The organism is Microvirga sp. CF3016 (genome assembly GCF_036314085.1).
GTDB lineage: Bacteria > Pseudomonadota > Alphaproteobacteria > Rhizobiales > Beijerinckiaceae > Microvirga.
In genome coordinates, this window is record NZ_JAYGGM010000001.1 from 437,001 (window position 1) to 462,320 (window position 25,320).

21 protein-coding genes are annotated in these 25,320 nt (G+C 60.8%); 10 read left to right on the forward strand and 11 right to left on the reverse strand.

Annotated features, from left to right (window positions below; translation table 11 throughout):
- Positions 1 to 2,106 carry a bifunctional rhamnulose-1-phosphate aldolase/short-chain dehydrogenase gene (locus tag VB672_RS02225; RefSeq protein ID WP_329782528.1) on the reverse strand — a complete coding sequence of 702 codons (2,106 nt, stop codon included), beginning with the start codon at positions 2,104 to 2,106 and terminating at the stop codon, positions 1 to 3.
- A gap of 243 nt (positions 2,107 to 2,349) precedes the next feature.
- Between VB672_RS02225 and VB672_RS02230 the strand changes: the two genes are divergently transcribed.
- From VB672_RS02230 to VB672_RS02260, 7 genes are all read left to right on the forward strand, one after another.
- A complete protein-coding gene (locus VB672_RS02230; protein WP_329782529.1) occupies positions 2,350 to 3,162 on the forward strand; it encodes a DeoR/GlpR family DNA-binding transcription regulator in 813 nt (270 codons plus the stop codon).
- A 36-nt stretch (positions 3,163 to 3,198) separates the two neighbouring features.
- The gene (gene rhaS, locus VB672_RS02235; RefSeq protein WP_329782530.1) at positions 3,199 to 4,194 is read left to right on the forward strand and encodes a rhamnose ABC transporter substrate-binding protein; all 996 of its coding nucleotides are present in this window, start codon (positions 3,199 to 3,201) and stop codon (positions 4,192 to 4,194) included.
- Positions 4,195 to 4,269: 75 nt separating this feature from the next.
- Entirely contained in the window at positions 4,270 to 5,787 is a 1,518-nt protein-coding gene (locus VB672_RS02240; RefSeq protein ID WP_329782531.1) for a sugar ABC transporter ATP-binding protein, read from the forward strand.
- Positions 5,788 to 5,815: 28 nt separating this feature from the next.
- Positions 5,816 to 6,835 (forward strand): ABC transporter permease, encoded by a 1,020-nt coding sequence (locus tag VB672_RS02245; RefSeq protein WP_329782532.1) that lies wholly within the window; start codon positions 5,816 to 5,818, stop codon positions 6,833 to 6,835.
- On the forward strand, positions 6,832 to 7,878 hold the full coding sequence (locus tag VB672_RS02250; RefSeq protein ID WP_329782533.1) for an ABC transporter permease: 1,047 nt from the start codon (positions 6,832 to 6,834) through the stop codon (positions 7,876 to 7,878). The genes VB672_RS02245 and VB672_RS02250 overlap by 4 nt, the downstream gene beginning before the upstream one ends.
- A complete protein-coding gene (gene rhaM, locus VB672_RS02255) occupies positions 7,875 to 8,198 on the forward strand; it encodes an L-rhamnose mutarotase (protein ID WP_329782534.1) in 324 nt (107 codons plus the stop codon). Before VB672_RS02250 ends, rhaM begins: the two co-directional genes overlap by 4 nt.
- A gap of 4 nt (positions 8,199 to 8,202) precedes the next feature.
- On the forward strand, positions 8,203 to 9,570 hold the full coding sequence (locus tag VB672_RS02260; protein WP_329782535.1) for an FGGY-family carbohydrate kinase: 1,368 nt from the start codon (positions 8,203 to 8,205) through the stop codon (positions 9,568 to 9,570).
- 413 nt (positions 9,571 to 9,983) lie between these two features.
- Here VB672_RS02260 and VB672_RS02265 read toward each other — a convergent pair whose 3' ends face one another.
- Positions 9,984 to 11,054 carry a GlxA family transcriptional regulator gene (locus tag VB672_RS02265; RefSeq protein ID WP_329782536.1) on the reverse strand — a complete coding sequence of 357 codons (1,071 nt, stop codon included), beginning with the start codon at positions 11,052 to 11,054 and terminating at the stop codon, positions 9,984 to 9,986.
- Positions 11,055 to 11,408: 354 nt separating this feature from the next.
- Between VB672_RS02265 and VB672_RS02270 the strand changes: the two genes are divergently transcribed.
- On the forward strand, positions 11,409 to 13,103 hold the full coding sequence (locus VB672_RS02270; protein ID WP_329782537.1) for a hypothetical protein: 1,695 nt from the start codon (positions 11,409 to 11,411) through the stop codon (positions 13,101 to 13,103).
- A 63-nt stretch (positions 13,104 to 13,166) separates the two neighbouring features.
- On the opposite strand, the gene VB672_RS02275 is transcribed toward VB672_RS02270, so the two are convergent.
- The 4 genes from VB672_RS02275 to VB672_RS02290 form a co-directional block, all read right to left on the reverse strand.
- Entirely contained in the window at positions 13,167 to 15,038 is a 1,872-nt protein-coding gene (locus tag VB672_RS02275) for a CHASE2 domain-containing protein (protein ID WP_329782538.1), read from the reverse strand.
- Between the two features lie 7 nt (positions 15,039 to 15,045).
- Positions 15,046 to 15,573 carry a FecR domain-containing protein gene (locus tag VB672_RS02280; RefSeq protein ID WP_329782572.1) on the reverse strand — a complete coding sequence of 176 codons (528 nt, stop codon included), beginning with the start codon at positions 15,571 to 15,573 and terminating at the stop codon, positions 15,046 to 15,048.
- Between the two features lie 196 nt (positions 15,574 to 15,769).
- Positions 15,770 to 16,543, reverse strand: coding sequence for a trans-aconitate 2-methyltransferase (tam, locus tag VB672_RS02285; protein WP_329782539.1), 774 nt, complete (start codon positions 16,541 to 16,543; stop codon positions 15,770 to 15,772).
- Positions 16,544 to 16,609: 66 nt separating this feature from the next.
- Positions 16,610 to 17,770 carry an adenylate/guanylate cyclase domain-containing protein gene (locus VB672_RS02290; RefSeq protein WP_329782540.1) on the reverse strand — a complete coding sequence of 387 codons (1,161 nt, stop codon included), beginning with the start codon at positions 17,768 to 17,770 and terminating at the stop codon, positions 16,610 to 16,612.
- Positions 17,771 to 17,965: 195 nt separating this feature from the next.
- Here VB672_RS02290 and VB672_RS02295 point away from each other — a divergent pair, with 195 nt between their 5' ends.
- Both VB672_RS02295 and VB672_RS02300 read left to right on the forward strand, forming a co-directional pair.
- Complete coding sequence (locus VB672_RS02295) at positions 17,966 to 19,354, forward strand: dipeptidase (RefSeq protein WP_329782541.1); 1,389 nt, start codon at positions 17,966 to 17,968, stop codon at positions 19,352 to 19,354.
- Positions 19,355 to 19,535: 181 nt separating this feature from the next.
- On the forward strand, positions 19,536 to 20,360 hold the full coding sequence (locus VB672_RS02300; RefSeq protein ID WP_329782542.1) for a DUF2189 domain-containing protein: 825 nt from the start codon (positions 19,536 to 19,538) through the stop codon (positions 20,358 to 20,360).
- Between the two features lie 58 nt (positions 20,361 to 20,418).
- Here the strand turns inward: VB672_RS02300 and VB672_RS02305 are convergent, their stop codons facing one another.
- The 5 genes from VB672_RS02305 to coxB are packed head-to-tail and all read right to left on the reverse strand — an operon-like array spanning position 20,419 to position 24,838.
- Positions 20,419 to 20,754 (reverse strand): cytochrome C oxidase subunit IV family protein, encoded by a 336-nt coding sequence (locus VB672_RS02305; RefSeq protein WP_329782543.1) that lies wholly within the window; start codon positions 20,752 to 20,754, stop codon positions 20,419 to 20,421.
- A gap of 10 nt (positions 20,755 to 20,764) precedes the next feature.
- Complete coding sequence (locus VB672_RS02310; RefSeq protein ID WP_329782544.1) at positions 20,765 to 21,487, reverse strand: heme-copper oxidase subunit III family protein; 723 nt, start codon at positions 21,485 to 21,487, stop codon at positions 20,765 to 20,767.
- Between the two features lie 12 nt (positions 21,488 to 21,499).
- Positions 21,500 to 22,198 carry a cytochrome c oxidase subunit 3 gene (locus VB672_RS02315; RefSeq protein ID WP_329782545.1) on the reverse strand — a complete coding sequence of 233 codons (699 nt, stop codon included), beginning with the start codon at positions 22,196 to 22,198 and terminating at the stop codon, positions 21,500 to 21,502.
- Complete coding sequence (gene ctaD / locus VB672_RS02320; RefSeq protein ID WP_329782546.1) at positions 22,191 to 23,972, reverse strand: cytochrome c oxidase subunit I; 1,782 nt, start codon at positions 23,970 to 23,972, stop codon at positions 22,191 to 22,193. The genes VB672_RS02315 and ctaD overlap by 8 nt, the downstream gene beginning before the upstream one ends.
- A gap of 38 nt (positions 23,973 to 24,010) precedes the next feature.
- A complete protein-coding gene (coxB, locus tag VB672_RS02325) occupies positions 24,011 to 24,838 on the reverse strand; it encodes a cytochrome c oxidase subunit II (RefSeq protein WP_329782547.1) in 828 nt (275 codons plus the stop codon).
- Positions 24,839 to 25,320 lie beyond the last annotated feature (482 nt).

The window sequence follows — 25,320 nt, forward strand, 5'->3', positions numbered from 1 at the left end:
CTAGCGCGTGAACGATGTCGCGTTGCCTGCGTCCACATTGATAATGTTGCCGGTCGACTTGGCGGAAAGATCGGAGGCCAGGAAGAAGATGGCCTCGGCAATGTCTTCGGGGAAGACGTTCAGCTTCAGCAGCGAGCGCTTGCGGTAATGCTCCTCCAGCTCGTCGACGGCGAGCTTGGAGGAGGCGGCGCGCTGCTCGCGCCATTCGCCCGTCCAGATCTTGGAGCCGCGCAGAACCGCGTCCGGATTGACGGTGTTCACGCGAATGCCGGCTTCGGCCCCCTCCAGCGCCAGGCAGCGGGCGAGGTGGATTTCCGCTGCCTTCGCGGTGCAATAGGCCGAGGCATTGGGCGAGGAGGCAAGGCCGTTCTTCGAGGAGACGAACACAACGTTGCCCCCGAGCTTCTGGCGCCGGAACAGACGGAAGGCTTCGCGAGAGACGAGGAAATAGCCGGTCGCGAGAATGTCGATGTTGCGGTTCCACATCGCCAGATCCGTCTCCTCGACGGGCGCCGAGGAGGCGATGCCAGCGTTGGACACCAGGATGTCGATACCGCCGAATTCGACGCTCGCCTCGACGAAGGAGGACAGGACCTCCGGCTCGCTCGTGACGTTGAGCTTTACGCCGCGCACCGCGTCCTGCCCGAAGCGCTTGGAGAAATCCTCCACCGTGGAGGTCAGCGAGTCCTGGTCGATGTCCGCCAGCACCACGCAGGCGCCTTCGCCCGCCAGCCGTTCGGCCGTGGCGCGGCCGATGCCGCCGGCGCCGCCGGTGATGAAAGCCACGCGCCCGGCGAGGCTCTTGGGTTTCGGCATGCGCTGGAGCTTGGCCTCCTCGAGCAGCCAGTACTCGATGTCGAAGGCTTCCTGCTCGGGAAGGCCCTGGTACTCTGACACCGAGGAGGCGCCGCGCATCACGTTGATGGCGTTGACATAGAACTCGCTGGCGATGCGGGCCGTCGCCTTGTCGCGCGCAAAAGAGAGCATGCCGACGCCGGGGATCAGGAAGATGACCGGATTGGGATCGCGCATCTTCGGGCTGTTCGGGTGCTTCGACTGCTCGTAGTAGCGCGTGTAGTCGGCGCGGTAGGCTTCCAGAGCGGCATCGAGGCCGGCGAGCACCGCATCGACATCCGGGGCCTTCGGGTCGAAGTCGAGAACGAGCGGGCGGATCTTGGTGCGCAGGAAGTGGTCCGGGCAGCTGGTGCCGAGCTGCGCCAGGGGCTTCAGGTTGGCCGAGTTGACGAATTCGAGCACCGCGTCCTGATCGTCGAAATGACCGAGCTTGCGTTCCGTTTGGCCGATCTTGCCGCGGATCTCGGGCATCAGGCGTGCTGCAATCTTGCGGCGCTCGTCCTGCGAGAGACTGGAGGTCACGGCACCGCCGAATGCCGGCTTGCCTGCCGTCTTCTCAGCGAACCATTGAATGGCCCGGTTGATGATCCGAAGGGTGAGTTCGTAGCATTCCTTGGCATCGTCGGCCCAGGTGAAGAGGCCATGGCTTTCGAGGACGACACCCTTGGCATTGGGATTGGCCTTGGCAAAGGCTTCGAGGTCGAGGCCAAGCTGGAAGCCGGGGCGGCGCCAGGGCAGCCATCCGATCTCGTCGCCGAAGATCTCCCTGGTCAGCTCACGGGAGTTCTTGGACGCGGCGATCGCGATAATGGCATCCGGGTGCATGTGATCGACATGCTTGTAGGGAAGGAAGCCGTGCAGCGGCGTGTCGATCGAGGCCGCCCGCGTGTTGAGGTTGAAGGTGGCATGAGGCAGGAAGCCCACCATGCGGTCCTCGTCCTCGACGCCCTTGTAGAGGGTCTTCAGCGACCGCAGCTTGTCCATATAGAGCGTGGCAAAACCGTCGAGCTTGATCGTGCCCACGTCTCCGCCGGAGCCTTTGACCCAGAGCACCTCGACCTTCTCGCCGGTCAGCGGATCGGTTGCGATCACCTTGGCCGAAGTGTTGCCGCCGCCGTAATTGGTGATCCGCTTGTCGGCGCCGAGCAGATTGGAGCGGTAGAGCAGCAAGCCCGGCTCGTCGAGGGTGGCGGCCTTGGCATCGTCCCAATGGTTCTCGAGGAGTTTGACGGCTTGAGTCGCGGTGTCCACGGTTTCCTCCTGTCCGCTCGCAGGGCGCAGAAGGCCCCGGATTTGAGCGGAAAGTTGGCGGGAGGCCCCGACATTGTCAACCATAAACGATCAAGATTGATCAAATATGATCGCTAGACGAAGGTTGAACGTCACAATTGATTGACTATGATCGATTACCTGCGCAGTCTGAGCCGGACCTTGCGTGAACCTGAAAGGTACTCGATCCTTCCGATCACCGTTGAGCCACCTTGATGAGGACCCATGCACGAACGTGAAAGGCACCGGATCATCCTGAGCGCCGTCCAGGAGAAGCCGGTCGCGACCGTCCAGGATCTTGTGGAGCTGACCTCCGCCTCGGAGGCCACGATCCGCCGCGATATCGCGGCCTTGCACGTTCAGGGGCGTCTGCGCCGCGTGCGTGGCGGGGCGGAGGCCCTCCATCCGGCTCAGATCGGCAGTCTCGCGGCCAAGCCGTTCCGCGTGTCGGAAGGCGAGAACGTCGCCAAGAAGCGGGCTATCGCCCGGGAGGCCGTGGCTTTGTGCACGGAGGGCGATGCCATCATCATCAATGGCGGCACCACGACGTTTCAGATGGTGCATTATCTGAGCAGCCGGCGCCTGCAGGTCTTCACGAACTCCTTCGCCATCGCCGAGCACCTCGTGAAGCATTCCAAGAACCAGGTGATGCTGCCGGGCGGCTCGATCTACCGTGACCAGAGCATCATCCTCTCGCCCTTCGAGAATGACGTGACGCGCAATTTCTATGCGCGCCGCATGTTCATGGGGGCGCAGGGCGTCGGATCGCTCGGCGTCATGGAGCAGGACGCCCTGATCATTCAGGCGGAGCAGAAGCTGATCAATCAGGCCGACGAGCTGGTTCTGATGGTAGATTCCACCAAGTTCCAGCGCCGTTCGAGCCTTATTCTCTGTCCCCTCGATCGTGTCTCAACGCTGATCACCGATGACGCCATCCCGGATTCGGCCAGGACCATGATCGAGAATGCGGGGATCAAACTGATCATCGCCGGAACAACGGCGGTCGATCAGTCGGTGGAATCCTCATCGGCGGCCTGAGAGCCGACGGGAGGTGTTTGAAAAGGGAGGAAGAACATGAAAGCATTTGCAAAGCTTGCCCTCGGCACGGCACTGGGCCTGGCGCTCTTCGCCGGTTCGGCAAACGCACAGAACGTGAAGATCGGACTTGTCGCGAAGTCACTGGGCAACGGCTTCTTCGAGGCGGCCAACAAAGGCGCGCAGGAAGCCGCCAAGGAGCTAGGCGGCGTCGAGGTGATCTATACCGGGCCGACAAGCACGACCGCCGAAGGGCAGATCGAGGTCATCAATGCTCTCATTGCCCAGCGCGTCGATGCGATCGCGATCTCGGCGAACGATCCGGACGCGGTCGTTCCGGCGCTGAAGCGGGCCGCGCAGCGCGGCATCAAGGTGATCTCCTGGGATTCCGCCGTCGGCAAGGACGGTCGCATCGTGCACCTCAATCCGTCGTCGAACGAACTGATCGGCAACATGTGCCTGAAGCTCGCGGCCTCCCATCTGCCGGACGGCAAGGGCGATTTCGCGATCCTGTCTGCGACGTCCACCTCGACCAACCAGAACACCTGGATTGCCGAGATGAAGAAGCAGCTCCCGAAATACCCCGGGTTGAACCTGGTCACCACCGTCTACGGCGATGATCTCGCCGACAAGAGCTATCGCGAAGCCCAGGGCCTGCTGAAGTCGCAGCCGAATGTGAAGGTGATCGTTGCTCCGACGACGGTCGGCGTGCTCGCGGCCTCGCAGGTGGTGAAGGATGCCGGCAAGATCGGGCAGGTCTATGTGACGGGCCTCGGGCTTCCGTCCGAGATGGCCGGCGCCGTCCATTCCGGCGCCACGAAGGAATTCGCCATCTGGAACCCGATCGATCTCGGCTATTCCGCCACGCAGATCGCCTATCGGCTCGTCAAAGGGGAAACCGACGGCAAGCCGGGTGCGGAGATCAATGCCGGCCGCATGGGCAAGATCAAGATCGGCGACAACGGCGAGGCCGCCATGGCCGACCCCTTCGTCTACAACAAGAGCAACGTGGACGAGTTCGCCAAGATCTTCTGAGGTCGCGACATCACCCGGGGAGGACGCGCAGAGCCGCGTTCTCCCAGCTCTCATTGGCGATTGACAGGCTTTCCCATGTCGGTGGTTCAGGCGGTTCCCGAGACCCAGATTCCGCTGCTGGAGATGCGCGGCATTTCCAAGTCGTTTCCAGGCGTCAAGGCCCTCGATCACGTGGATGTCACCCTCTATCCAGGAACGGTGACGGCCCTGATCGGGGAGAACGGTGCGGGAAAGTCGACGCTCGTCAAGATCCTCACCGGGATCTACCAGCCGGACGACGGTGAGATCGTCGTCGACGGCGTCCCGAGGCATTTCGCGAATGCCGAAGCGGCGATCCGGAGCGGGATCACGGCGATCCATCAGGAAACCGTGCTCTTCGACGAGCTCTCGGTTGCCGAGAACATCTTTCTCGGTCACGCCCCCAGAAACCGGCTGGGGCTCGTCAACTGGGCGGCCATGAACGCCCGTGCCGCGGCACTGCTCACCTCCATCGATGCACCGATCAGCCCCTACACCCGGCTGAAGGACCTCTCGATCGCTCAACGTCATCTTGTGGCCATCGCGCGCGCGCTGTCGGTCGAGGCCCGCGTGGTCATCATGGACGAGCCGACCGCGGCGCTCTCCTACAAGGAGGTGGAGGATCTCTTCCGGATCATCGAGCGGCTGAAGAACCAGGGCAAGGCGATCCTCTTCATCAGTCACAAGTTCGAGGAGGTCTATGAGATCGCCGAACGCTTCGTGGTGTTCCGCGACGGCCGCTCCATCGGCTCCGGCCTTCTGTCCCGGACCGGGCAGGACGAGATCGTGCGCATGATGGTCGGCCGTTCCGTCGAGCATGTTTTCCCGAAGGTCGATGTGATGATCGGCGAGACCGTTCTGAAGGTTTCGGGCTACTCGCACCCGACGGAGTTCGACGACATCTCGTTCGACCTGCGGCGCGGGGAAATTCTCGGTCTCTACGGTCTCGTCGGGGCAGGGCGTTCGGAATTCTGCCAGGCTCTGTTCGGCATCACTCGTCCGAGCGCCGGAGCCATAGAGCTGGAGGGGCGCCGGATCACCATTCGCTCTCCGGCGGACGCCATCGCGGCCGGCATCGTCTACGTGCCGGAGGAACGCGGTCGCCACGGCGCCGTGCTGCAGATGCCGATCTTCCAGAATATCTCCATGGCGACGCTCGGCAGGACGACCAGAGCCGGGTTCCTGCGCCAGGCCGAAGAGTTCGCTCTCGCCCGGCGATATGCCGAGCGACTGGATCTTCGCGCCGCGGCGCTCTCGGTTCCCGTCGGTACCCTGTCGGGCGGAAACCAGCAGAAGGTCGTGATCGGCAAGTGGCTCGCCGCCAAGCCGAAGGTCATCATCTTGGATGAGCCCACCAAGGGCATCGACATCGGCTCCAAGGCGGCGGTCCACGCTTTCATGAGCGAGCTCGCAGGCGAGGGCCTGAGCGTGATCATGGTCTCGTCCGAACTGCCCGAGATCCTGGGGATGTCCGACCGCGTGCTCGTGATGCGCGAGGGCAGGATGGCGGGCCTGTGGGAGCGGGGCGCCCTCGATGCCGAGACGCTTGTGCGGGCCGCGACGGGCAACATCTGACGTGTCAGGAAGAGGTTGGAACGCGACGATGAGCCGTATCCTGAAATATCGTGAACTTCTGCTGGTCGCGATCATCGTCGTGTTGATCGCAGTGTTTTCCTATCGCGCGCCGAGCTTCGCCTCGCCCGAGAGCCTGGCCAACGTCTTCAACGATACGTCCATTCTGATGATTCTGGCGCTCGGTCAGATGGCCGTGATCCTCACCAAGTCCATCGACCTGTCTGTTGCGGCGAACCTGTCCTTTACCGGGATGGCGATTGCGATGATGAACGCAGCCTATCCGCAGATCCCTCTGCCTCTCCTCGTCGGAATGGCCATGGGCATCGGTGCGTTCCTCGGTGCGATCAACGGCTTCATGGTGTGGAAGATCGGCATTCCCTCCATCGTGGCGACGCTCGGCACCCTGACGATCTATCGCGGCATGGCCTTCGTGCTTTCCGGCGGCGCCTGGGTCAACCAGACTCAGATGACGCCTGCTTTTCTCAACACGCCGCGTGTGGTCGCGTTGGGTCTTCCCTTGCTCGGTTGGACCGCCATTCTCGCGATCGCGATTATTTCCCTCGTCTTTACACGCACGGTCTTCGGACGCTCCTTGTACGCAGCGGGCGGCAATCCGACGGCCGCGCTGTATGCCGGGATCGACGTCGGGCGCACGCGCTTCTTTGCCTTCGTTCTGTCGGGCGGTCTGGCGGGCCTGTGCGGCTATCTCTGGGTTTCCCGTTATGCCGTCGCCTATGTCGATATCGCCGCCGGGTTCGAGCTCGATACGGTCGCGGCCTGCGTCATCGGTGGAATATCGACGCTCGGAGGCATCGGTTCGGTCGCCGGAGCGATCCTCGGCGCCTTGTTCCTCGGCGTGATCAAGAATGCATTGCCGGTGATCAATGTCTCTCCGTTCTGGCAGATGGCGATATCCGGCTTCGTGATCATCGTGGCCGTTCTCTTCAACGCGCGGCAGGAGAAGCGGAAAGGCCGTCTCATCCTGCGTGACGCCGTGAAGCACAGGCCGGCCCTGGCCGGTGCGCCCGTCGAAGGAGCAGCCGCATGAGCACGCTCACTCTGGAGAAGCAGCCGATCCGACATATTCCGGACAAGCTCTCGACGCCGGCCGGGCGGATTTTCGGCAGCTGGGAGGCCCTGCTGGCTGCGGTCGCCATCGCGATCTTCATCGCCAATTCGCTGGCTTCACCTCACTTCCTCGATCCCTGGAACCTATCGGACGCCACCTACAACTTTACCGAGAAGGCGATGATCGCCTTTGCGATGACGCTCCTCATTATCTCGGGCGAGATCGATCTCTCGGTAGCGGCCATCATCGCGTTGGCCTCGACGGCCATGGGAGCCGCCGCACAAGCGGGCTTTCAGACGCCCGCTCTCGTTGGGGTCGGACTGGGTGTCGGACTGCTCTGTGGAGCCTTCAACGGTGTCCTGGTGGCGCGCATCGGTCTTCCTTCCATCGTCGTGACCATCGGTACTATGAGCCTGTTTCGCGGCATCGCCCAGATCGTCCTCGGCGATCAGGCCTATGGCGGGTACCCGGCGAGCTTCGCCTGGTTCGGGCAGGGCTACATGTCGGATTTCTCCTGGTGGCCGACACTGCCCGGATTCGAGGTCGTCACATTCGAGATGGTGGCCTTCGTCGTCATCGCCCTTGCCTTCGGTATCCTGCTCCACTGGACCGTCTTCGGGCGGTGGATCTACGCGATCGGCAACAATGCCTTCGCAGCACAGTTTTCGGGTATCCCGGTCCAGCGTACCAAGTTCGCCCTGTTCCTGATGACCGGCCTCATGAGCGGGTTCGCAGCCGTCTGCCTCACGTCGCGCTTGAGTTCCACACGGCACACGATCGCAGCCGGATGGGAACTCGAGGTGGTGACCATGGCCGTGCTCGGCGGGGTGAGCATCCTGGGCGGATCGGGCACCATTCCGGGCGTGGTGCTGGCAGCGATCGTGATGGGGCTCGTCACCTTCGGCCTTGGCCTTCTCAATGTGCCCGGCATCGTCATGTCGATCTTTATTGGCCTGCTGCTGATCCTCGTGATCGCGTTGCCGATCGTCTTCCGTCGCATTCGTTCAAGGACTGCAGCATGAGCGATAAGGAAAAATACGCTTTCAAGATGCAGCTCAACCCCGGCATGGAGGAAGAGTATCGCCGCCGTCACGACGAGATCTGGCCGGAACTGGTCGAGCTTCTGAAGGACGCAGGCGTCGAGGACTATTCGATCCATCTCGATCGTGAGACGGGCATCCTTTTCGGAGTTCTCTGGCGAAGATCGGATCACCGCATGGCGGACCTGCCCAGTCATCCGGTCATGAAGCGCTGGTGGGCTCATATGTCGGATATCATGGCGACGAATCCCGACAATTCGCCAGTCGATAGGCAGCTCGTCACCGTCTTCCATATGGCCTGATCCAATGAAAGTCGCAGTTCTCGATGTCGGCAAGACCAATGTCAAAGCCGTCATTGTCGATGCGGAGGAGAGGCGCGAGATTGCCGTCCGCGCTCGTCCAAACCGGGTGCTGACGGATGGGCCTTATCCGCATTTCGACGTGGATGGAATTTTCACGTTCTTTGTGCAATCCTTGAAGGAGCTCAATGCGGAATTCGGATTCGATGCCATTTCGATCACGGCCCACGGTGCGGGCGGAGCGCTGCTGGGAGCAGACGGGCTGGCGCTTCCCGTCCTCGATTATGAGTTCCGCTACCCGGCCGAGATCGAGGCTGCGTACGATGAGATCAGGCCCGGCTTTTCGGAGACATTTTCTCCGCGCCTTCCCGGTGGGCTCAATCTCGGAGCACAGCTCCACTATCAGAAGACCCTCTTTCCGGAAGCATTCGAGAATGCGCAATCCATCGTCACTTATCCGCAATATTGGGGCTGGAGACTGACGGGAGTTGCCGCCGCCGACGTGACCTCCCTCGGCTGCCACACGGATCTCTGGAGACCAAGGCAGGGCAGCTTTTCATCTCTCATCGAGTCACTTGGAATCGCAGGCAAGCTGGCACCTGTCCGAAAACCGTCAGATCTCCTGGGCAATGTGACGGAGGAAGTCTCCGCAGCGATCGGACTTGCGCGGTCTGTGCCGGTCTATTGCGGCATTCACGATTCGAACGCTTCCCTTCTGCCCCATCTCGGACAATACGATGCGCCCTTCGCGGTCGTCTCGACAGGCACGTGGGTTGTAATTTTCGCTGTCGGCGGGGATCTCGATCACCTCGATGCCAGTCGTGACACTCTCGCCAATGTGGATGCCCTCGGCCGTGCCGTTCCGTCGGCCCGTTTCATGGGAGGACGTGAATTTGAGATGCTGACGAGAGGGCAGGGAACCGCAACGCCGGAGGCAATCGATCGTGTCGTGGAGCAGGGAATCCTCCTGACGCCGAGCGTGGTACCAGGGTGCGGACCATATCCCGATGCCAAGCATCGGATCGTCAATGCCGCGAATGGATTGAACCCGGACGAGGTCTGTGTTGCTGCCTCACTCTATTCGGCTTTGATGACGAAGGCTTGCCTCGATCTGACCCGCGCGGCAGGTCCAGTCATCGTGGAAGGACCTTTTGCGCGCAATTCCCTTTATACGGAGGCCTTGTCGAAGGCGACCGGACGCCAGGTCGTTTCTGTCACGAGTTCGACCGGCACGAGTGTCGGTGCCGCACTCCTTGCGCTTGGACCGTCAACGTCGAGCTCGTCTCGGCAGGGGCACGCAGCTTCGTTCCATCGACTGCCTGCAGAGTTCCAGCAATATTGTGCCGAATGGACGTTCTATGCTGAGGCGAGATGATCGGAGCGGCCTAGTCGTGTGGCGCTTTGAACAGCTCTGCGACTAATGAAGCACGTATTGTTAGATCGTTCGTAAAAACTAATCCGTTATAGCAAGAACAGGCATTAACCTCATTCTCAGTCTGCCATATTGCAGCCGCACTGCGACGCTTAGTTTGAACCATAGTCCAGTTGGTACATTGAAAAGCAATACAGGCTGCTGATGAAATTGGAACGAAAGAACCTTGCACTCGCTGCGGACACAAACACCGTCCTGTCGGAACTTGAACGCACGATGGTCGCTTCTATCGCCCTGATGAAGCGCTTGCGGCGCGAGAGAAGGCGTTCGATCCGGATGGAACGTTCCGCCGAAGAGCAGAGTGCCTAATCGAAAACGTTCGATCTTACCGTAAGCGCGGACGCGGCTCCCGCCCTTCACCATGAAGGTGTTCCAGGAACCTCGATGCGGGAGCCGCGCCGACTGACGGGATTTGTAATGGGTGGAGTTCCGAAGCGGGTTCGGTATTCGGTTGGACATACCCCCGTATGGCGTTTGAAGAGATCCCGAAAGAAAATCACATCCTCATAGCCGACCGCCTGACTTACCTCCTGGATGGTCTGCTGCCCGTCTTCCAGCAATCTCTTCGCCATGGTCACGCGAATGGTATGGATGTAGCTTAACGGGGTCTGACCGGTCGCATCCTTGAAGCGGCGGACGAAGTTGCGAGGACTCATCCCGACCCGTGCTGCTATGGCGTCGACGCCGATGGGTTGTTGGAAATGTCTGTGCACCCATTCCTGTGCACGTTGGATGCTTTCATCCTTATGATTTCTGCGCAACATGACATCGGCGAATGCGACTTGCCATGTGCGTGGCATCTCGATCAGGAGGGCCTTGGCACACTCCAAAGCGACGTCTCGGCCTGCGAATCTTTCGACCAGGTAAAGACTCAAGTCCGCGGCGGAATTGATGCCACCGCTGCAGATCACATCTCCCGCATCCGTGATGAGGTAATCCGGCTGCCAATCCACACCCGGAAAGCGCCTGCGGTAGACGTCGGCTAGTCCCCAATGTGTCGTTGCACGTTTCCCATCGAGCAAGCCTGCCTCGGCCACAAGGGCAACGCCCGAACAGACACCCGCAATCTTCACTCCCCCAGCGGCCCAGGCGCGTAGCCATGGGACGACACCAGCATTGCGCTCGATCACGGCGTCGATGGAATAGCCTGTCTGCATCAATGTATCGAGCGGTAATCCGCCCGCAGGGACGAAGACGATGTCAGGCTCGTCCAAGCTCTCGACGGCACAAGACGGGAGAAGCGAAACCAGATGATCCGCGACGGCAGGACCACCTCCGAGCGACGCTGTCGTGACGCGAAACCGTGGCTCCGTTGCTCTTCCGCTTAGGAGATTCCAAAGAACGCCGGCATTGCGGAAGATCTCCATCGGGAGAAGAGCCGTCGAGGCGCATCCGCCATTCAGGAACAGAACGACCACGTGGAGCATCGACGTGTCTCCTTGGCAGTTTTGCCCCCTCACGTTGTCATGATCGCCCATCCCGAGCAAGTAAACTTCGGGGCACAATCAAGATGGTTTTGCTGCGTTCGTTGCCCGGCGCCAGAAGGTTGCGCCTGCAGGCGCTCGCCTTTCCATCAACCCTGGGAATTTGTGCTCATGACGACTTTCATCGCTCAGCGCTGCCGCCTCTCCGCGAGATTTGTTCTGCTCTCCGCAACAGCTGCCATGGCAATATTTGTGGCAGGTTCCGTCGATGCCTGCCCGTTGGGGAGCCATGACAGCCCGCGTGTCAAGATGCTTCATGCCCTGCAGAAGCCGAGCCACCACGGTACCGGACATCACATGAAGGTCGTTCAACTCCAACCGCAGCAGCAGGACGTGCAGCCAAAGCGCACGGAACTCGGCGCCTATAGCCGTGATTTGCCGCGGGGAGCCGCAGCGCCGCGCTCGGAGGAAAAGCCGCCCCTTTACGACAATCTTGGCCAGCTCACCTGGGCTGTCGTCAAAGATCAGAACGGGCAGGCTCAAGCCTATTTCAATCAGGGTTACCGGCTGGGATGGGGCTTCAACCATGCCGAGGCGGCACGGGCCTTCCGGGCTGCGCAGGATCTCGATCCGGGTTGCGCCATGTGCCTTTGGGGAGAGGCCTGGGTTCTGGGTCCCCACATCAACTACCCGATGGACACCGATGCCAATGCGCGAGCACTCGTGGTCCTTGAGAAGGCACGCAGTCTCGCCCCAGGTGGCGGAGACCTGCAGCTTGCACTGGTCGAAGCGCTTTCGAAGCGGCACTCGCCCGATCCGAAAGCCGACCGCAAGGCATTGGATCAAGCCTATGCGGACGCGATGGAGGAGGTGCAGGCTCGCTTCCCGCAGAATGCCCACGTGGCGTTGCTCACCGCCGATGCGCTGATGAATCTCACGCCCTGGGACTACTGGGCAGATGGCGGAAAAACGCCGAAAGCGAAGACGGAGAAGATCGTCGCGCTGATCGAGGGCGTGCTCGGAACGCGGCAGCTCGGGCCGCTTGAAGCAAACCCCGATCACCCCGGCGCGATCCATCTCTACATCCATGCGGTCGAGGCGTCGGACCGTCCGGAGCGCGCCGCACCGCATGCCGAGCGACTGGAGAAGCTGATACCGGGAGCAGGGCATCTCGTTCATATGCCGAGCCATATCTGGTACCGCCTCGGCCGTTGGCGCGAGAGTCTCGACGCCAATGTGCGTGCCGCCGTCGCCGATGAGGCATTTCTGAAGCAGGGAGGGGCGAGCCTTCTCTATTCCGAGGCATATTACGCTCACAACGTCCATTTCGTTATGGTCTCGGCTCTGACCGGAGGAGATGGACAGACAGCCGTCGAGGCCGCGCAAAAGCTGTCCGGCATCGTCTCGGACCGTGCCAAGCGGGAGGTTCCCTGGACACAGCCGATCGCTGCCGCGCCGTATAACGCCCATGCTCTGTTCTCTAAGTCCGACGATGTGCTGACTCTCCCGAAGCCGGAGGGAGATTTTCCCTATGTCGAGGCCGCATGGCATTATGCCCGAGGCATCGCATTGGCCCGTCTCGGACGAGCGGATGAGGCTCGGGCCGAAGCAGCCGCCATAGAGGCTTTGGCAAAGAGGCCGGAGATCACGGCCCTGCCCGATGCGGGCGTGCCCGGGCCGGATGTGCTGACCATTGCCGCGCGCGAAATCGAGGCGCGGACCGCGCAGGCTTCAGGGGATCAGGCGAAAGCAGCGATGTTGTTCGCGGAAGCGGCCGACATCCAGGATCGCCTGCCTTATATGGAGCCGCCATATTGGTACTATCCGGTGCATCAGTCCCTCGGCGCCGCATTGATGGCTCAGGGAAAAACCGTGGAGGCTGAAGCCGCCTTCCGTGCAGCGCTCCAGCGCTCTCCGAACAACGGATGGGCCGCTGCCGGATTGCTTCTCGCCGCGAAGGCGCGCGGTGACCAGAAGGCTGCCGAGGAAGCCCAGACGCTGATGCAGAAGAACTGGTTCGGAACGGGCATGCCTGCACCGGATCAGCTCTGAATCCATGGCGCTGAGGTTCGAACCTGGAGGAGACTCTGACGGACAATCAGAGCCTCCTCTAGGTCAACTCATCCGTGATGACTTCCTCCTCCAGAGCCAGGCTGGGATCGAGCCTCTCCGTCCGCGGATCGAGGTGGCAGAGGGTCCATCCAGGATTCCTGATTGAAGGATCATGCGGGCTGATCCAGCCGCATGATAGAGGTCATCGCTCAGAGCGATATCCGCGTGATGGAAAGCAGCCACCTCCATCAGGCGGCTTGCAACATTAACCGTGTCGCCGGTAGCCGTGATGTGCTGGTGGCTGTGGCCTCCGAGGCGCGATGCGATGATCGTTCCATAGTGAGCGCCGATCTTGAAGCCGATGCGCGATGCGATCGATTCCGGCAGAGCCGCAAGCCAGCTCTCCATTCGAGCACAAAGAGCAATGCAGGCCGCGAGCGCATGATCGGCATCCTCGGAAGTAGGGTCCGGAAGGCCGAACAGGATCATGGCGCCATCGCCCATGAAGGTGGCGACAAACCCGTGGTTTCTCACTGCTTCCTCGTCCACAAGAGCGTGGAAGCTTCGAAGAAGCTCGCGTGTTTCGTCGAGGGAGAGATTTTCGCTCAGCCCTGTGAACCCCGACAGATCGATGAAGATCAGGGCAGCTTGTTGGCGAGCCGGCGTCAGAAGAAAGCCCGGATCCTTCGTCAGCCGATCGGACAGGCTTCGGGGCTGAAAGCTCTGGAGAGTCCTGCTCTGCGCGCTGAGGCGCTCCGCCCGGTTCCGATCGAGCCAGAGTCTCGTCGCACCGAACAGAATCACAGGTGGGGCTGTCGATAGAAGAGGCAGCGACGCGCTGAGCCAGATGCCCTGAGTGAATGCCGCGACAGTCGCGCCGATCCACAAGAAGGCAAGTCCGGCGATCAGTGACAATCCCCAGATGCTGCGATGCCAGGAAAGAAGGAAGACGAACAGGATCGGCAGGATGAAAGCCATGGCAGCGTCGATGAAGCGAACATGTCGGTCCCGCGCAAGTCCGTCGCCTTCCATCAGATGAGCGATGGCTGTCGCCAGAACTTCAACCCCGGGAAGAACAGGGTCAAAGGGAGTGGGAAAGGTGTCGCCACCGCCCGTTACGGTGGCGCCGATCACCACGACCTTGTCGCGGAACGCATCTTCCGCCACATCGCCGCTCAGGATCTGACGTGCGCTGATCGTGCGAACCGTGCCGCCGGGGCCATAAAAGCGGAGCGGCAGGACATATCCTCTCTCGGTGCGCGTCGGTGTGCCGCCGAGAGAGACGCCGTCGGGGAGAAGCACGGGATCTCGTTTCAAGGCGACGGAGACGGCCCGCAGCGGAAAAGAAGGTATGATCCGACCCTCTGATCGAAAGAGAAGAGGAACATGGCGCGGAACGCCTGACGCGTCCGTTGCAATGTTGACGATTCCTGTTGCTGCCGCATCGGCGAGGGGTTCGATCGGCAGGAGCAAGCTTTGTATGACAGGAAGGCCTTCAAGATTGTCATTGGTCGGTTCGAAGGGATGCTGTTCGCCGCGGCTGAACAAACCGGCAGCGGCAAGAACGCTCGGCGTCTTGCGAAGTGCGTCTGTAAGGGCGAGGTCGCCCTCCGTCGGACCTGGATCAATGAACAGGATATCGAGCGCGATCACCTTCGGCTTCATGCGTGCCAGCGCGGAAACCAGCTGAGCCATGGTCGCTCTGGACAGGGGATAGGATCCCGTCTGACGGATGGTTTGATCGTCGATCGTGACGATGATGATCCCATCCGGAGCCGGACGTGGACCCTGGATCAGAAACCGCAGGTCGGTCAGGGGCGCCTCTAAGCGGTCGAGGAGAGTGGAGCCGCCCTGCCAATGCAACAGCGCGAGTCCGGCGCCCCAAAGGCCCGCCAATGCCGCGGCGATCAAGGTGGAGGCATACCGCCGCCCCATGTGAACGTTAACGTCCGAAACGCGCCAGAAGGGCGGACGCGCGAGCGGCAGGCCATCGCCTGACCACGAGGGGCGCCGTTCCCGGCTCCACATCCACGCCTTCCCCCGGGCCGAGATTGACGCTGCCGGTGCCGCCACTGACCCGCCTGACCGATACGCGCCCCCTTACCACGAAAACGGCCGTTTTGCCTCCGGCGATGTCGACTGCCCATCGGGTGCCGCGCACCGCCGCGATGGCCTGAGGAGTCCGGATCTCGAAGCTTCGCCTGCCCGATCGCGCCGGCGCGTCGACCAGAACGGCGCGGCTTCGCAGATTGAGTGCATCGGGTTGGCCATCTCGGTTTCGATCCACGAGGTCGTATTCGGCACCCGTCTCTGCTTCGATGCTGAGACCGTCATGGCAACGCAGAACCTGCCTCTGTGGTCCCGACACCGATTGCACAACGCATCCAATATTCTGTGCAGTGGCTTCCTCGATCGTGGAGAGATGGATGAAGAGACCTGCTAGAACAAGTCTCACGGTAGCGAAACACATTGCTCGACGGTCGAGCTGACGCAATGCCATGGTTTAACCCCGACGCGGATGGGAGGCAGTCTTCTTGAACAGTGAAGATTGCGATGGGTTATACTATGAAGCGCGGCAATGGACCAGCGATGTGCTCAATGTCACCTTCCAGTCCATCGGCTTTGGGCAACCCGGATATGAGAGTGAGGCTCCGGCGAGCTCTTCTTCAGAGACGCTGTGCGACGAAGAAGAGGCGTGGAAAACGAAGTAAAACCCTTCCGTCCTGCTGAGCGGGATAGGCTGCCGCGATTGCGGCCGTATATCGGCGAAGATACTCCGAGTGTTCCTCTGGAGAGAGCAAATCGAGATAGGGTTTCAATCCGGTGCTCTTGAACCACTCGACGATGGCTTCGGCACTGGCGAGCGGATGAACATAGGTCGTCTGCCAGATATCGACCGTGCATCCGGCCTGCTGCAGCCAAGCATAGTAATCCTCGAACGATCCAATCGCCTCCTTTGACTTCGCTGCAGACGACAGCTTCGCGGCCCACGGCCCCTCCTGTGCAACCTGTTCCATAAGCCTATGGGAGGGCTCATGCAGATTATTCGGCATTTGAACGGCCAGACATCCTCCGTTCTTCAAGTATGAGACGAGGCGCCTGAGAAGATTCCGATGCCCGGGAAGCCATTGCAGGACGGCGTTGGCGAAGATCAGGTCGAAACGCTCTTCGGTCTGCCAAGTTGCGATATCCGCTTCCTCGAATTGCAGGTTCGGCAAGCGCTTTCGTGCCTTGGAGAGCATATCTGGCGAGTTGTCGAGACCGAGAATGCGTGCGGTTGGATAGCGCTTGACGATCAGCTCCGTGCTGTTTCCTGGGCCGCATCCGATGTCCACGCAGTCCGTTGTAGCCTCCAAGGGGACTCGCCTGAGCAGGTCAATCGAGGGCCGGGTGCGCTCATCCTCGAATTTCAGGTATTGTCCAGCATTCCAATCGGCCAACGGAGATTCTCCTCATTCCATGCTGCGGAGTCACGGCACGTGAATACGATAGGGGCAGCGAAATTCCTACCCGAGAGGGGCGAAAACCTGCTGGGGACGATCGACGCCCCGCAGATGATGGCGCCCGAGGTCGATAAGAGGCTGGTCGACCTCGCGGGCAAAGACCCGTGATACGACAACCGTTCGATCGAGCTGCTTCGCCAGATCCAGGAGTCGGCTCGCGCGGTTTACGGCCGGGCCGACGACGGTAAAGTCGAGCCGGTGAGAGGCTCCCACATTGCCGTAGGCAACTTCTCCGAAATGCAGGGAGAGGCTGTGCGTCAGCGGGGCGCGACCGACTGATCTGCGGATCTCGTTTTCGGTATCCGTTCTCGAGCAGAACTCCTGGGCGGCAGCGAGAGCGCTCCTGCAGGCGGACATGCTGTTCTGCTCAGATGAAGTCGGAAAGATCGCCAACACGGAGTCGCCTATGAACTTGAGCACCTCGCCGCCATGGGCCTCCACGACCTCTCCGATGATTCCGAACCAGGAATTCAAATCCGCCAGCACATCGGGGATTGGCGAGTGCTCGGACAGACGGGTGAAGCCGCGAAGGTCAGTAAACCAGATCGCCGCCTCGATGATTTCCATGGCACCACGATCCACCCGGCCCTCGATGATGCGCTGGCCCGTTCGTGGCCCCACATAGGTGTCAAGAAGATCGATCGCGATCCGCCGCAGCACATGACGCTCGAGATAGGGACTCAGCATCCTCGCGGCGCGTCTCAGACCGTCGATAGCGGAGGGCGCAAATCCTTGCCCATCCCGCGTAGCGAAGGAAATGGCGGCGGTGCGGGTCTGATCCAGGAAGGGGAGCGGATACATGACATAGTCCGTTGCACCGGAAAGTCTCAGCTCCTCAAGGAGCGGCATCTCAGGGCACGGAGCATCAAGCCTGCGGCGGAACGGCGTACCGGTCTCATCAACGATGCGGGTCGGGCTGTTGAGATACGACGGCGACGATGCTGCCGTCGCTCTGTCGGATTCGCGCACGGACAGGCTCTCGTCCATCCAGATATGCTGCCAGCCGCTGACCTCCGGGTGCAGCACCTCCAGGCCAAGGGAGGCACGCCAGACCGGCAAGCCTGCGTGGGCGAGCTCTCGGCAAAAGCCGGCGAACAATTCCTTCACGTTCTCGTGCGGCGCCCGATCGACCAGCCAGTGCGAGATCTCATCAATCCGGTCCATAACGTCCGTGCCTGCCTCACCTTAGTGGTCCATCTGATCACCCTGGAGGGAGTCTGGCAAATTCCCGGGAAGATGCCATTGGTTGAACTCGCGATTCTCCTTTTACCAATACGAGCGAGGCAGTAGAACAGCACGGCGACACCTCGGAAATCTGTGCTGACGCCCTTCCTTCGCGATGGAAAAGAGGAACTTTCCGTGACAGATCATCTCTCTGCCGTTTTGGACCGTATCGATGCCGATCTGGACAAGAGTCTCGAGCGCCTCTTCGAATTCATCCGCATCCCCAGCATCTCGACGGATCCGGCCTATAAGGAACAGTGCCGCCAGGCGGCGGAATGGCTCGCGGCCGAATTGCGGGAGCTTGGCTTCGAGGCTTCGGCCCGCACGACGGAAGGCCATCCCATGGTTGTCGGCCATCAGGTCGAAGCTGCCAAAGGGCCGCACGTGCTGTTCTACGGCCATTACGATGTGCAGCCTGTCGATCCCATCGAGTTGTGGACGACGCCCCCTTTCGAGCCGACCCTCGTGGCGGCACCCAACGGCGATACATGGATCGTCGCCCGGGGGGCTTCCGACGACAAGGGCGCCCTGATGACCTTCATCGAAGCATGTCGCGCCTGGAAGACCGTCTCCGGCGCGTTGCCAATCCGCGTCTCGATCCTTCTGGAGGGGGAAGAGGAATCCGGCAGCCCGAGCCTCAAACCGTTTCTCGAGGCGAACCGCGATGAGCTGTCGGCAGATGTCGCACTCGTCTGCGATACCGATATGTGGGACGACGAGACCCCGGCTGTCACCACCATGCTGCGGGGTCTGGTGGGAGAGGAGGTGGAAATCACCTGCGCGAGCAGAGATCTCCATTCGGGCATGTTCGGCTCCGCCGCACGCAACCCGATCCATGTTCTAACCGAGATCCTCTCTACGCTCCGGGATGGTGAGGGCCGCGTCACTCTGCCGGGATTCTACGACGGCGTGGAGGAACTTCCGGCTGCCGTGAAGGAACAGTGGAGCCGTCTGCCGTTCGATGAAGAGGGCTTCCTCGGACAGGTGGGCCTGAGCATTCCAGCGGGCGAAAAGGGGCGCAGCGTTCTGGAGCAGATCTGGGCCCGGCCGACCTGCGAGGTCAACGGCATCGTCGGCGGCTATACGGGCGAGGGTTTCAAGACAGTCATTCCGTCAAAGGCTGCAGCCAAAGTATCCTTCCGCCTTGTGACAGGGCAGGATCCTGCCAAGATCCGAGAGGCTTTCCGTGCTCACGTCCAGGCCCGCATTCCCGCGGACTGCTCGGTGGTTTTCAAGGAGCATGGCGGGGGCCCGGCGCTCAGCCTGCCGCTCGATGGACCCTGGCTCAAGCCGATCCTGGAGGCCCTCACGGCGGAGTGGGGGCGCGAGGCAGCCCTGGCCGGCACGGGCGGTTCCATCCCGATCGTCGGAGACTTCAAGCGCATGCTGAACATGGATGCGCTCATGGTCGGGTTTGCGCGCTTCGATAATCGGGTCCATTCGCCGAACGAGAAGTACGATCTTTCAAGCTTCCATCACGGCATCCGCTCGTGGGCTCGGATTCTGGCCGCATTCGCACGTTAGAATATCAGGATCGGCTAGCCGCCTCGGATCGGAGCCAGGATGGATCCTGCTCCGATCCGAGGCGACAGCCAGATTGTTCCGGCGTATACTCAATGCATAGGTTACGGTTACGCGTGACCATCCGATACCGCACGCAAGGCCGTGATCTCAACTGCCAAGGTTCAGCCCTGGAGGAGCGATTATGGCCAATTTCCACATTGTTGCCGGTGCAGGCGAGGCTCCGGCAAATCCCGTCGTCAGAAGGATCACCCCGGCCGATTTGAAAGAAGCCCTGGCGAAGGGGTTTGATGATTTCTGGGCCATGCCGTCGCACCTGGTCTTCCTTGGGCTCATTTATCCAGTCGTCGGCGTATGCCTCGCTGCGCTCACCTTCAGCAACAATGCCTTGCCTCTCCTTTATCCGCTCGCGTCAGGCTTCGCGCTGATCGGCCCATTCGCAGGCATCGGCCTCTATGAGATCAGCCGGAGGCGGGAGCTCGGCTTGTCGACGTCGTGGCAGGATGCGTTCAACGTGCTCAAGTCGCCCTCGATCCCATCGATCATCGCCCTCGGTGTCCTGCTGCTGGTGATCTTCCTGACATGGCTGACGACGGCGCGCCTTCTGTATCAGTCAATCTTCGGTTACGAGGTGCCTGCATCCTTCGCGCAGCTCATCAACCAGGTCCTCACGACGTCCGAGGGTATGCGGCTGATCGTTCTGGGCAACATCATCGGCTTCGTCTTCGCCGTGGCAGTGCTCAGCATCAGCGTCGTTTCGTTCCCGCTTCTCCTCGACCGGGACGTCGGGGCAGCCGTCGCGGTTTATACCTCGGTGAAGGCGGTGGCCATGAATCCCCTCACCATGGCGCTCTGGGGCCTCATCGTCGCGGCGGCGCTCCTCGTCGGGTCCATCCCGCTATTCGTCGGGCTGGCCATCGTGATGCCTGTGCTGGGACATGCAACCTGGCATCTCTACCGCAGGGTTGTGGAACCCCCGCATCCGGACGAGGCGCATCCCGCGAGGTAGCCAAACCTACATGAAGGCATTTGGAGGCGGCCCGGCAATCGGGCCGCCTTCTTGCTGTTCAGGAACCGGAGTTGAAGAAGATGATCCTGGATAGAAGGGTGTAATCCGCTTCGAGGACCATGATGGCGACGAACACCAAGACGGCGCTCATCGGTACCAGGATGGCATAGACGAGCGAAAGACGCTCCCATGCCATATGCATGAAGATGGCAACGATCAGGCCCGCCTTCAGCATCATGAACAGGAGAATGAGGGTGTACCTAAGCAAGCCCTGAAGCTGAAAGAAATCGACGAAATAGGAGCAGGCGCTCAGGATGAACAGCCAAAGCCAAACCACGAGGTAAAGCTTGATCGGATGCTGCTGGCCCTGGGCATGTGCTGCTGTCTGTGCCATGGCGTGTTTCTCACCAGAGATAGAAGAAGGCGAAGATGAAGACCCAGACCAGATCGACGAAGTGCCAGTAGAGGCCCATGATCTCGACGGCCTCGTACCGTCCCTTCCGGCTGGTGAAGAAGCCCTTACGTTCGTGATCGTAATCGCCGCGCCAGACCTTTCGGGCGATGATGAGAAGGAACAGCACGCCGAAGCTCACGTGAGTGCCATGGAAGCCCGTGATCATGAAGAACGAGGAGCCGAACTGGGCCGCGCCCCACGGATTGGCCCATGGGCGGACACCTTCATGGATCAGCTTGGTCCATTCGAAAGCCTGCATGCCGACGAAGGTGGCGCCGAGCAGAGCCGTCACAAGCATCAGGATGGCCGTCTTCTTGCGGTCGCGGCGGTAGCCGAAGTTCACGGCCATCGCCATGGTCCCGCTGCTGCTGATCAGGACGAAGGTCATGATGGCGATCAGGATCAGGGGGAGCGTGACGCCGCCAATCGTCAGGGCGAAGACCTCGCTCGGGTTCGGCCACGGCACGGTCGTGGACATGCGGGCCGTCATGTAGGAGATCAGGAAGCAGCTGAAGACGAAGGTGTCGCTGAGAAGGAAGATCCACATCATGGCCTTGCCCCAGGACACGTTCCTGAAGGCTTGCCGGTCCGAGGAGAAGTCGGATGCGATGCTGCGCAGGCCCGAAGCCTCGGTGTGCGCCGTCCTTAGATCCGTCAGAGCTTGTTCCGCCATGCGCAACTCCCCTCAAGTCAGCAATTGCCGGCAGATATCGACGAACTCGCTCGCCCAACCGGTCAGCACGCTGAGAGAGACGAACCAGACGAGGAGCAGGAAGTGCCAGTAGGTCGCGCAGAGCTCCACCGACAGCCTCAGAGGCTCCGCGGCTGTCTCACGCCACGCCTTCTCGGTGGTCCTGCCCAGAGCGACCAGCCCGCCGAGGAGATGGAGGCCATGCACGCCGGTCAGGACATAGAAGAAGGCGTTGGCCGGATTGGCCGCCAGAAGGTAGCCTTCGTTGCTCAGCTGCCGCCACGCCAGGAGTTGGCCTGAGAGGAAGGCCAGTGCCGAAATGCCTGCTGCCAGAAGGCCTATTCTCAGTGCGGGCATCTCTCCCCGACGGACGGCGTTCGTTGCGCCATGCAGGGCGAGACTGCTTAACGCAAGCATCGCGGTGTTGAGCCACAGAATCCCCGGTATCGGCAACGCGCGCCAATCCGGCAATTGCATGCGCATCGCGTAGGCGCTGATGAAGAGTGCGAACAGGGAGCCGACGACTGCCAGAAAGATGCCAAGTCCGATCTTGGATGGAGGGGTGAGGCTCCCAGCCGGCAGGGCGCTTGCCGTTCCCTGTTCCAGCCAAGGCTTGGATGCCAGCCCCTGTCGCGACAGCCACCAGGCGCCGATGACGGCCAGCACGCTCAGGAACAGGAGGATGCTACCCATGGGACGATCCTGGTGCCGTTCGGGTGATCGCGGGCTGGTTCTGCGGGAGGAAATCCTGATCGGCTCCCGGAACGCTGTAATCGTAGGCCCAGCGATAGACGACCGGCAGATCCTTGCCCCAGTTGCCGTGGGGCGGCGGCGTCTCGGGCGTCTGCCATTCCAATGTTGTGGCCTGCCAGGGATTGCCGCCGGACGGCCTGCCATGGCGTAGGCTCCAGAAGAGATTGAAGACGAAGACGAGCTGCCCCGCGCCGACGATCAGGGCCACGATGGTGATGAAGGCGTTGAGCGTGTGAGCCGATTGCGGGACGAAGGACATGTCGGCGATGTCGTGATAACGCCGCGGGACTCCCATCAGTCCCAGATAATGCATGGGAAAGAAGATCGCATAGGCCCCGAGGAACGTGACCCAGAAGTGAAGCTTGCCGAGCGTATCGTTCAGCATGCGCCCGGTCACCTTCGGATACCAGTGGTAGATCGCCCCGAAGATCACGAGGATCGGGGCGACGCCCATGACCATGTGGAAATGCGCGACGACGAACATCGTGTCCGAGAGCGGAACGTCCACCACCACATTGCCGAGGAAGAGGCCGGTGAGACCCCCGTTCACGAACGTGACGATGAACGCGAGGGCAAACAGCATGGGAACGTTGAGGTGAATGTTGCCCCGCCAGAGCGTAAGGATCCAGTTATAGACCTTGATGGCCGTCGGTACGGCGATGATCAGCGTGGTCGTGGCGAAGAAGAACCCGAAATAAGGGTTCATGCCGCTCACATACATGTGGTGGGCCCAGACGACGAAGCTGAGGGCGCCGATCGCCAGCAGGGCCCAAACCATCATGCGGTAACCGAAGATGTTGCGCCGCGCGTGGGTGCTGATCAGGTCCGACACGATGCCGAACGCCGGCAGCGCGACGATATAGACCTCCGGATGCCCGAAGAACCAGAACAGATGCTGGAAGAGCAGGGGACTGCCGCCGTTTCGGTCCAGCGGCTGGCCCATTTCGACGATGGCCGGCATGAAGAAGCTGGTCCCGAATATCCGGTCGAAGAGCATCATCACGGCGCCCACGAATAAGGCCGGGAAGGCGAGCAACGCCATGAAGCTCGCCGTGAAGATCCCCCAGACGGTGAGAGGCATGCGCATCAGGGTCATGCCGCGGGCCCGCGCCTGCAGCACGGTCACCACATAGTTCAACCCACCCATGGTGAAGCCGATGATGAAGATCATCAGGGAGGCAAGCATCAGGATGATGCCCCAGTCCTGCCCGCCCGGTGTGCCTGAGAGAATGGCCTGCGGAGGATAAAGGGTCCAACCCGCACCGGTGGGGCCACCCGGCGCGAAGAAGCTCGCTACAAGGACCAGAACAGCCAGCAGATAAACCCAGAAGCTCAACATATTGACATAGGGAAAGACCATGTCGCGGGCACCGATCATCAGGGGGATCAGGTAGTTGCCGAAACCGCCGAGGAACAGGGCAGTGAGCACATAGACCACCATCATCATGCCGTGCATGGTGATGAACTGGTAGTAGGCGTTGGCATCGATGAAGGAAAAGACCCCCGGAAAGCCCAGCTGCAAGCGCATCAGCCAGGACAGCACGAGGGCGATCAATCCCACCGAGAGAGCAACGAACGAATACTGGATGGCGATGATCTTCGCATCCTGGCTGAAGACATATTTCGTCACCCAGCTATGGGGATGATAGAGTTCGACGTCCTCGACATCAGCCGGTGCAACGGCTCCAGCCGGACCAAGTGGCACATCGACCATCAGGATGCTCTCCTCGGCTGTCTGCGTTATGTCTCCGTTCAATCAGACACGGTACCTGGTCCATTGATGGCGGGCGCGACCCGTGCGAAGCTCCGCGACGCCTGGTCCTGCAGCCATGCCTGATAATCGCTCTGTTCCTGAACCACGAGCTTTCCGCGCATCTGCGAATGTCCGACGCCGCAGAGTTCCGCGCAGAGAATGTCGAATGTTCCCGTCCGTGTCGGCGTAAACCAGATGTAGGAAACCTGGCCCGGCACCAGGTCCATCTTGGCTCTCAGTTCCGGCACATAGAAGTTGTGCAGGACGTCGACCGAGCGCAGGAGCGCCTTGACCGGCTTTCCGATGGGCAGGTGCAGTTCGCCGCCTTCGATGACGACGTCGTCCTGCGACTTCGGATCGTCCTTGTTTAGTCCAAGGGGATTGTCGGGGCTGATCAGGTGAGCGCCTGAGGTGGCGAGTTGTCCGTCGGCTCCCGGCAGGCGGAAGCTCCATTGCCATTGCTGCCCGAATATCTCGATATCGGTCGCGTCCTCAGGGACGGTGATGAACTGCCTCCAGACGAACAGGCCCGGCGCGAGCATGGCGGCAACACCGATGCCTGTGACGATCGTCAGCCACCATTCGAGGCGTTTGTTCTCAGGTTCATAGTGTGCCTGCCGGCCGGCCTGATGGCGAAAGCGGTACACGCAATAGGCCATGAAGAGGACGACGGCGACGAAAACCGCTCCGGTGATCCAGAAGGTGATGATGATCGTGCTGTCGATGTAGCGCCAGTTCGAGGCAATCGGGGTCCACCACCAAGGGCTGACGAGGTGGAATACAACCGAACCAATGGCCACGATAACCAGTATGAGCGCTACAGCCATTCTTCACCTATCCCTGCCGTAGAAGGCCTTGGATCCGAAGCAGAAGGCAATAACTCTAGAACGCCATTACATCGTTTTTGGCTGTAAAACTCTAGGAGAGGCTTCAACCAAAACAAATCTGCAAGCAGAACTGGCTCGAAGATGGCTGCTCTACATCGGAGCAACTTGGATGGAGCCAATAGCTTGTGCCAAAAAATTACACCCGGTCATTCGGTTGGTCAATGAGCCTTAGCTATCAGATGTCGGCGCACTACAGATTAACACGAGTTCGTAACGGCCGGCAGCTAGTTCTCATTTTTGCCACATTTGGCAGAATCAAACAACCGTCCTCCGAGAGAGCTCAAGACCGGAAGGGAATGTTATTGGCTGACTGAACGAAACAGCGTTGGGCTCTTGATATGTCTGAACACCTGTCGGTTTCTATTGAAAGTATATTTTCCTTTATGCCTTCTGTGATCTTTCTTCAACTATCAACCCAAAAT

Bases quoted from the DNA above. Each gene is read 5' to 3' on its own strand.
- VB672_RS02280 (WP_329782572.1), bottom strand. From the start codon at position 15,573: ATGTGTTTCGCTACCGTGAGACTTGTTCTAGCAGGTCTCTTCATCCAT.
- VB672_RS02310 (WP_329782544.1), bottom strand. From the start codon at position 21,487: ATGGCGGAACAAGCTCTGACGGATCTAAGGACGGCGCACACCGAGGCT.
- ctaD (WP_329782546.1), bottom strand. From the start codon at position 23,972: ATGGTCGATGTGCCACTTGGTCCGGCTGGAGCCGTTGCACCGGCTGAT.
- VB672_RS02260 (WP_329782535.1), top strand. From the start codon at position 8,203: ATGAAAGTCGCAGTTCTCGATGTCGGCAAGACCAATGTCAAAGCCGTC.
- VB672_RS02290 (WP_329782540.1), bottom strand. From the start codon at position 17,770: ATGGACCGGATTGATGAGATCTCGCACTGGCTGGTCGATCGGGCGCCG.
- VB672_RS02270 (WP_329782537.1), top strand. From the start codon at position 11,409: ATGAAGGTCGTTCAACTCCAACCGCAGCAGCAGGACGTGCAGCCAAAG.
- VB672_RS02250 (WP_329782533.1), top strand. From the start codon at position 6,832: ATGAGCACGCTCACTCTGGAGAAGCAGCCGATCCGACATATTCCGGAC.
- rhaM (WP_329782534.1), top strand. From the start codon at position 7,875: ATGAGCGATAAGGAAAAATACGCTTTCAAGATGCAGCTCAACCCCGGC.
- VB672_RS02305 (WP_329782543.1), bottom strand. From the start codon at position 20,754: ATGGCACAGACAGCAGCACATGCCCAGGGCCAGCAGCATCCGATCAAG.
- VB672_RS02265 (WP_329782536.1), bottom strand. From the start codon at position 11,054: ATGCTCCACGTGGTCGTTCTGTTCCTGAATGGCGGATGCGCCTCGACG.
- VB672_RS02245 (WP_329782532.1), top strand. From the start codon at position 5,816: ATGAGCCGTATCCTGAAATATCGTGAACTTCTGCTGGTCGCGATCATC.
- VB672_RS02275 (WP_329782538.1), bottom strand. From the start codon at position 15,038: ATGGGGCGGCGGTATGCCTCCACCTTGATCGCCGCGGCATTGGCGGGC.
- VB672_RS02315 (WP_329782545.1), bottom strand. From the start codon at position 22,198: ATGGGTAGCATCCTCCTGTTCCTGAGCGTGCTGGCCGTCATCGGCGCC.
- coxB (WP_329782547.1), bottom strand. From the start codon at position 24,838: ATGGCTGTAGCGCTCATACTGGTTATCGTGGCCATTGGTTCGGTTGTA.
- VB672_RS02230 (WP_329782529.1), top strand. From the start codon at position 2,350: ATGCACGAACGTGAAAGGCACCGGATCATCCTGAGCGCCGTCCAGGAG.
- rhaS (WP_329782530.1), top strand. From the start codon at position 3,199: ATGAAAGCATTTGCAAAGCTTGCCCTCGGCACGGCACTGGGCCTGGCG.
- VB672_RS02240 (WP_329782531.1), top strand. From the start codon at position 4,270: ATGTCGGTGGTTCAGGCGGTTCCCGAGACCCAGATTCCGCTGCTGGAG.
- VB672_RS02300 (WP_329782542.1), top strand. From the start codon at position 19,536: ATGGCCAATTTCCACATTGTTGCCGGTGCAGGCGAGGCTCCGGCAAAT.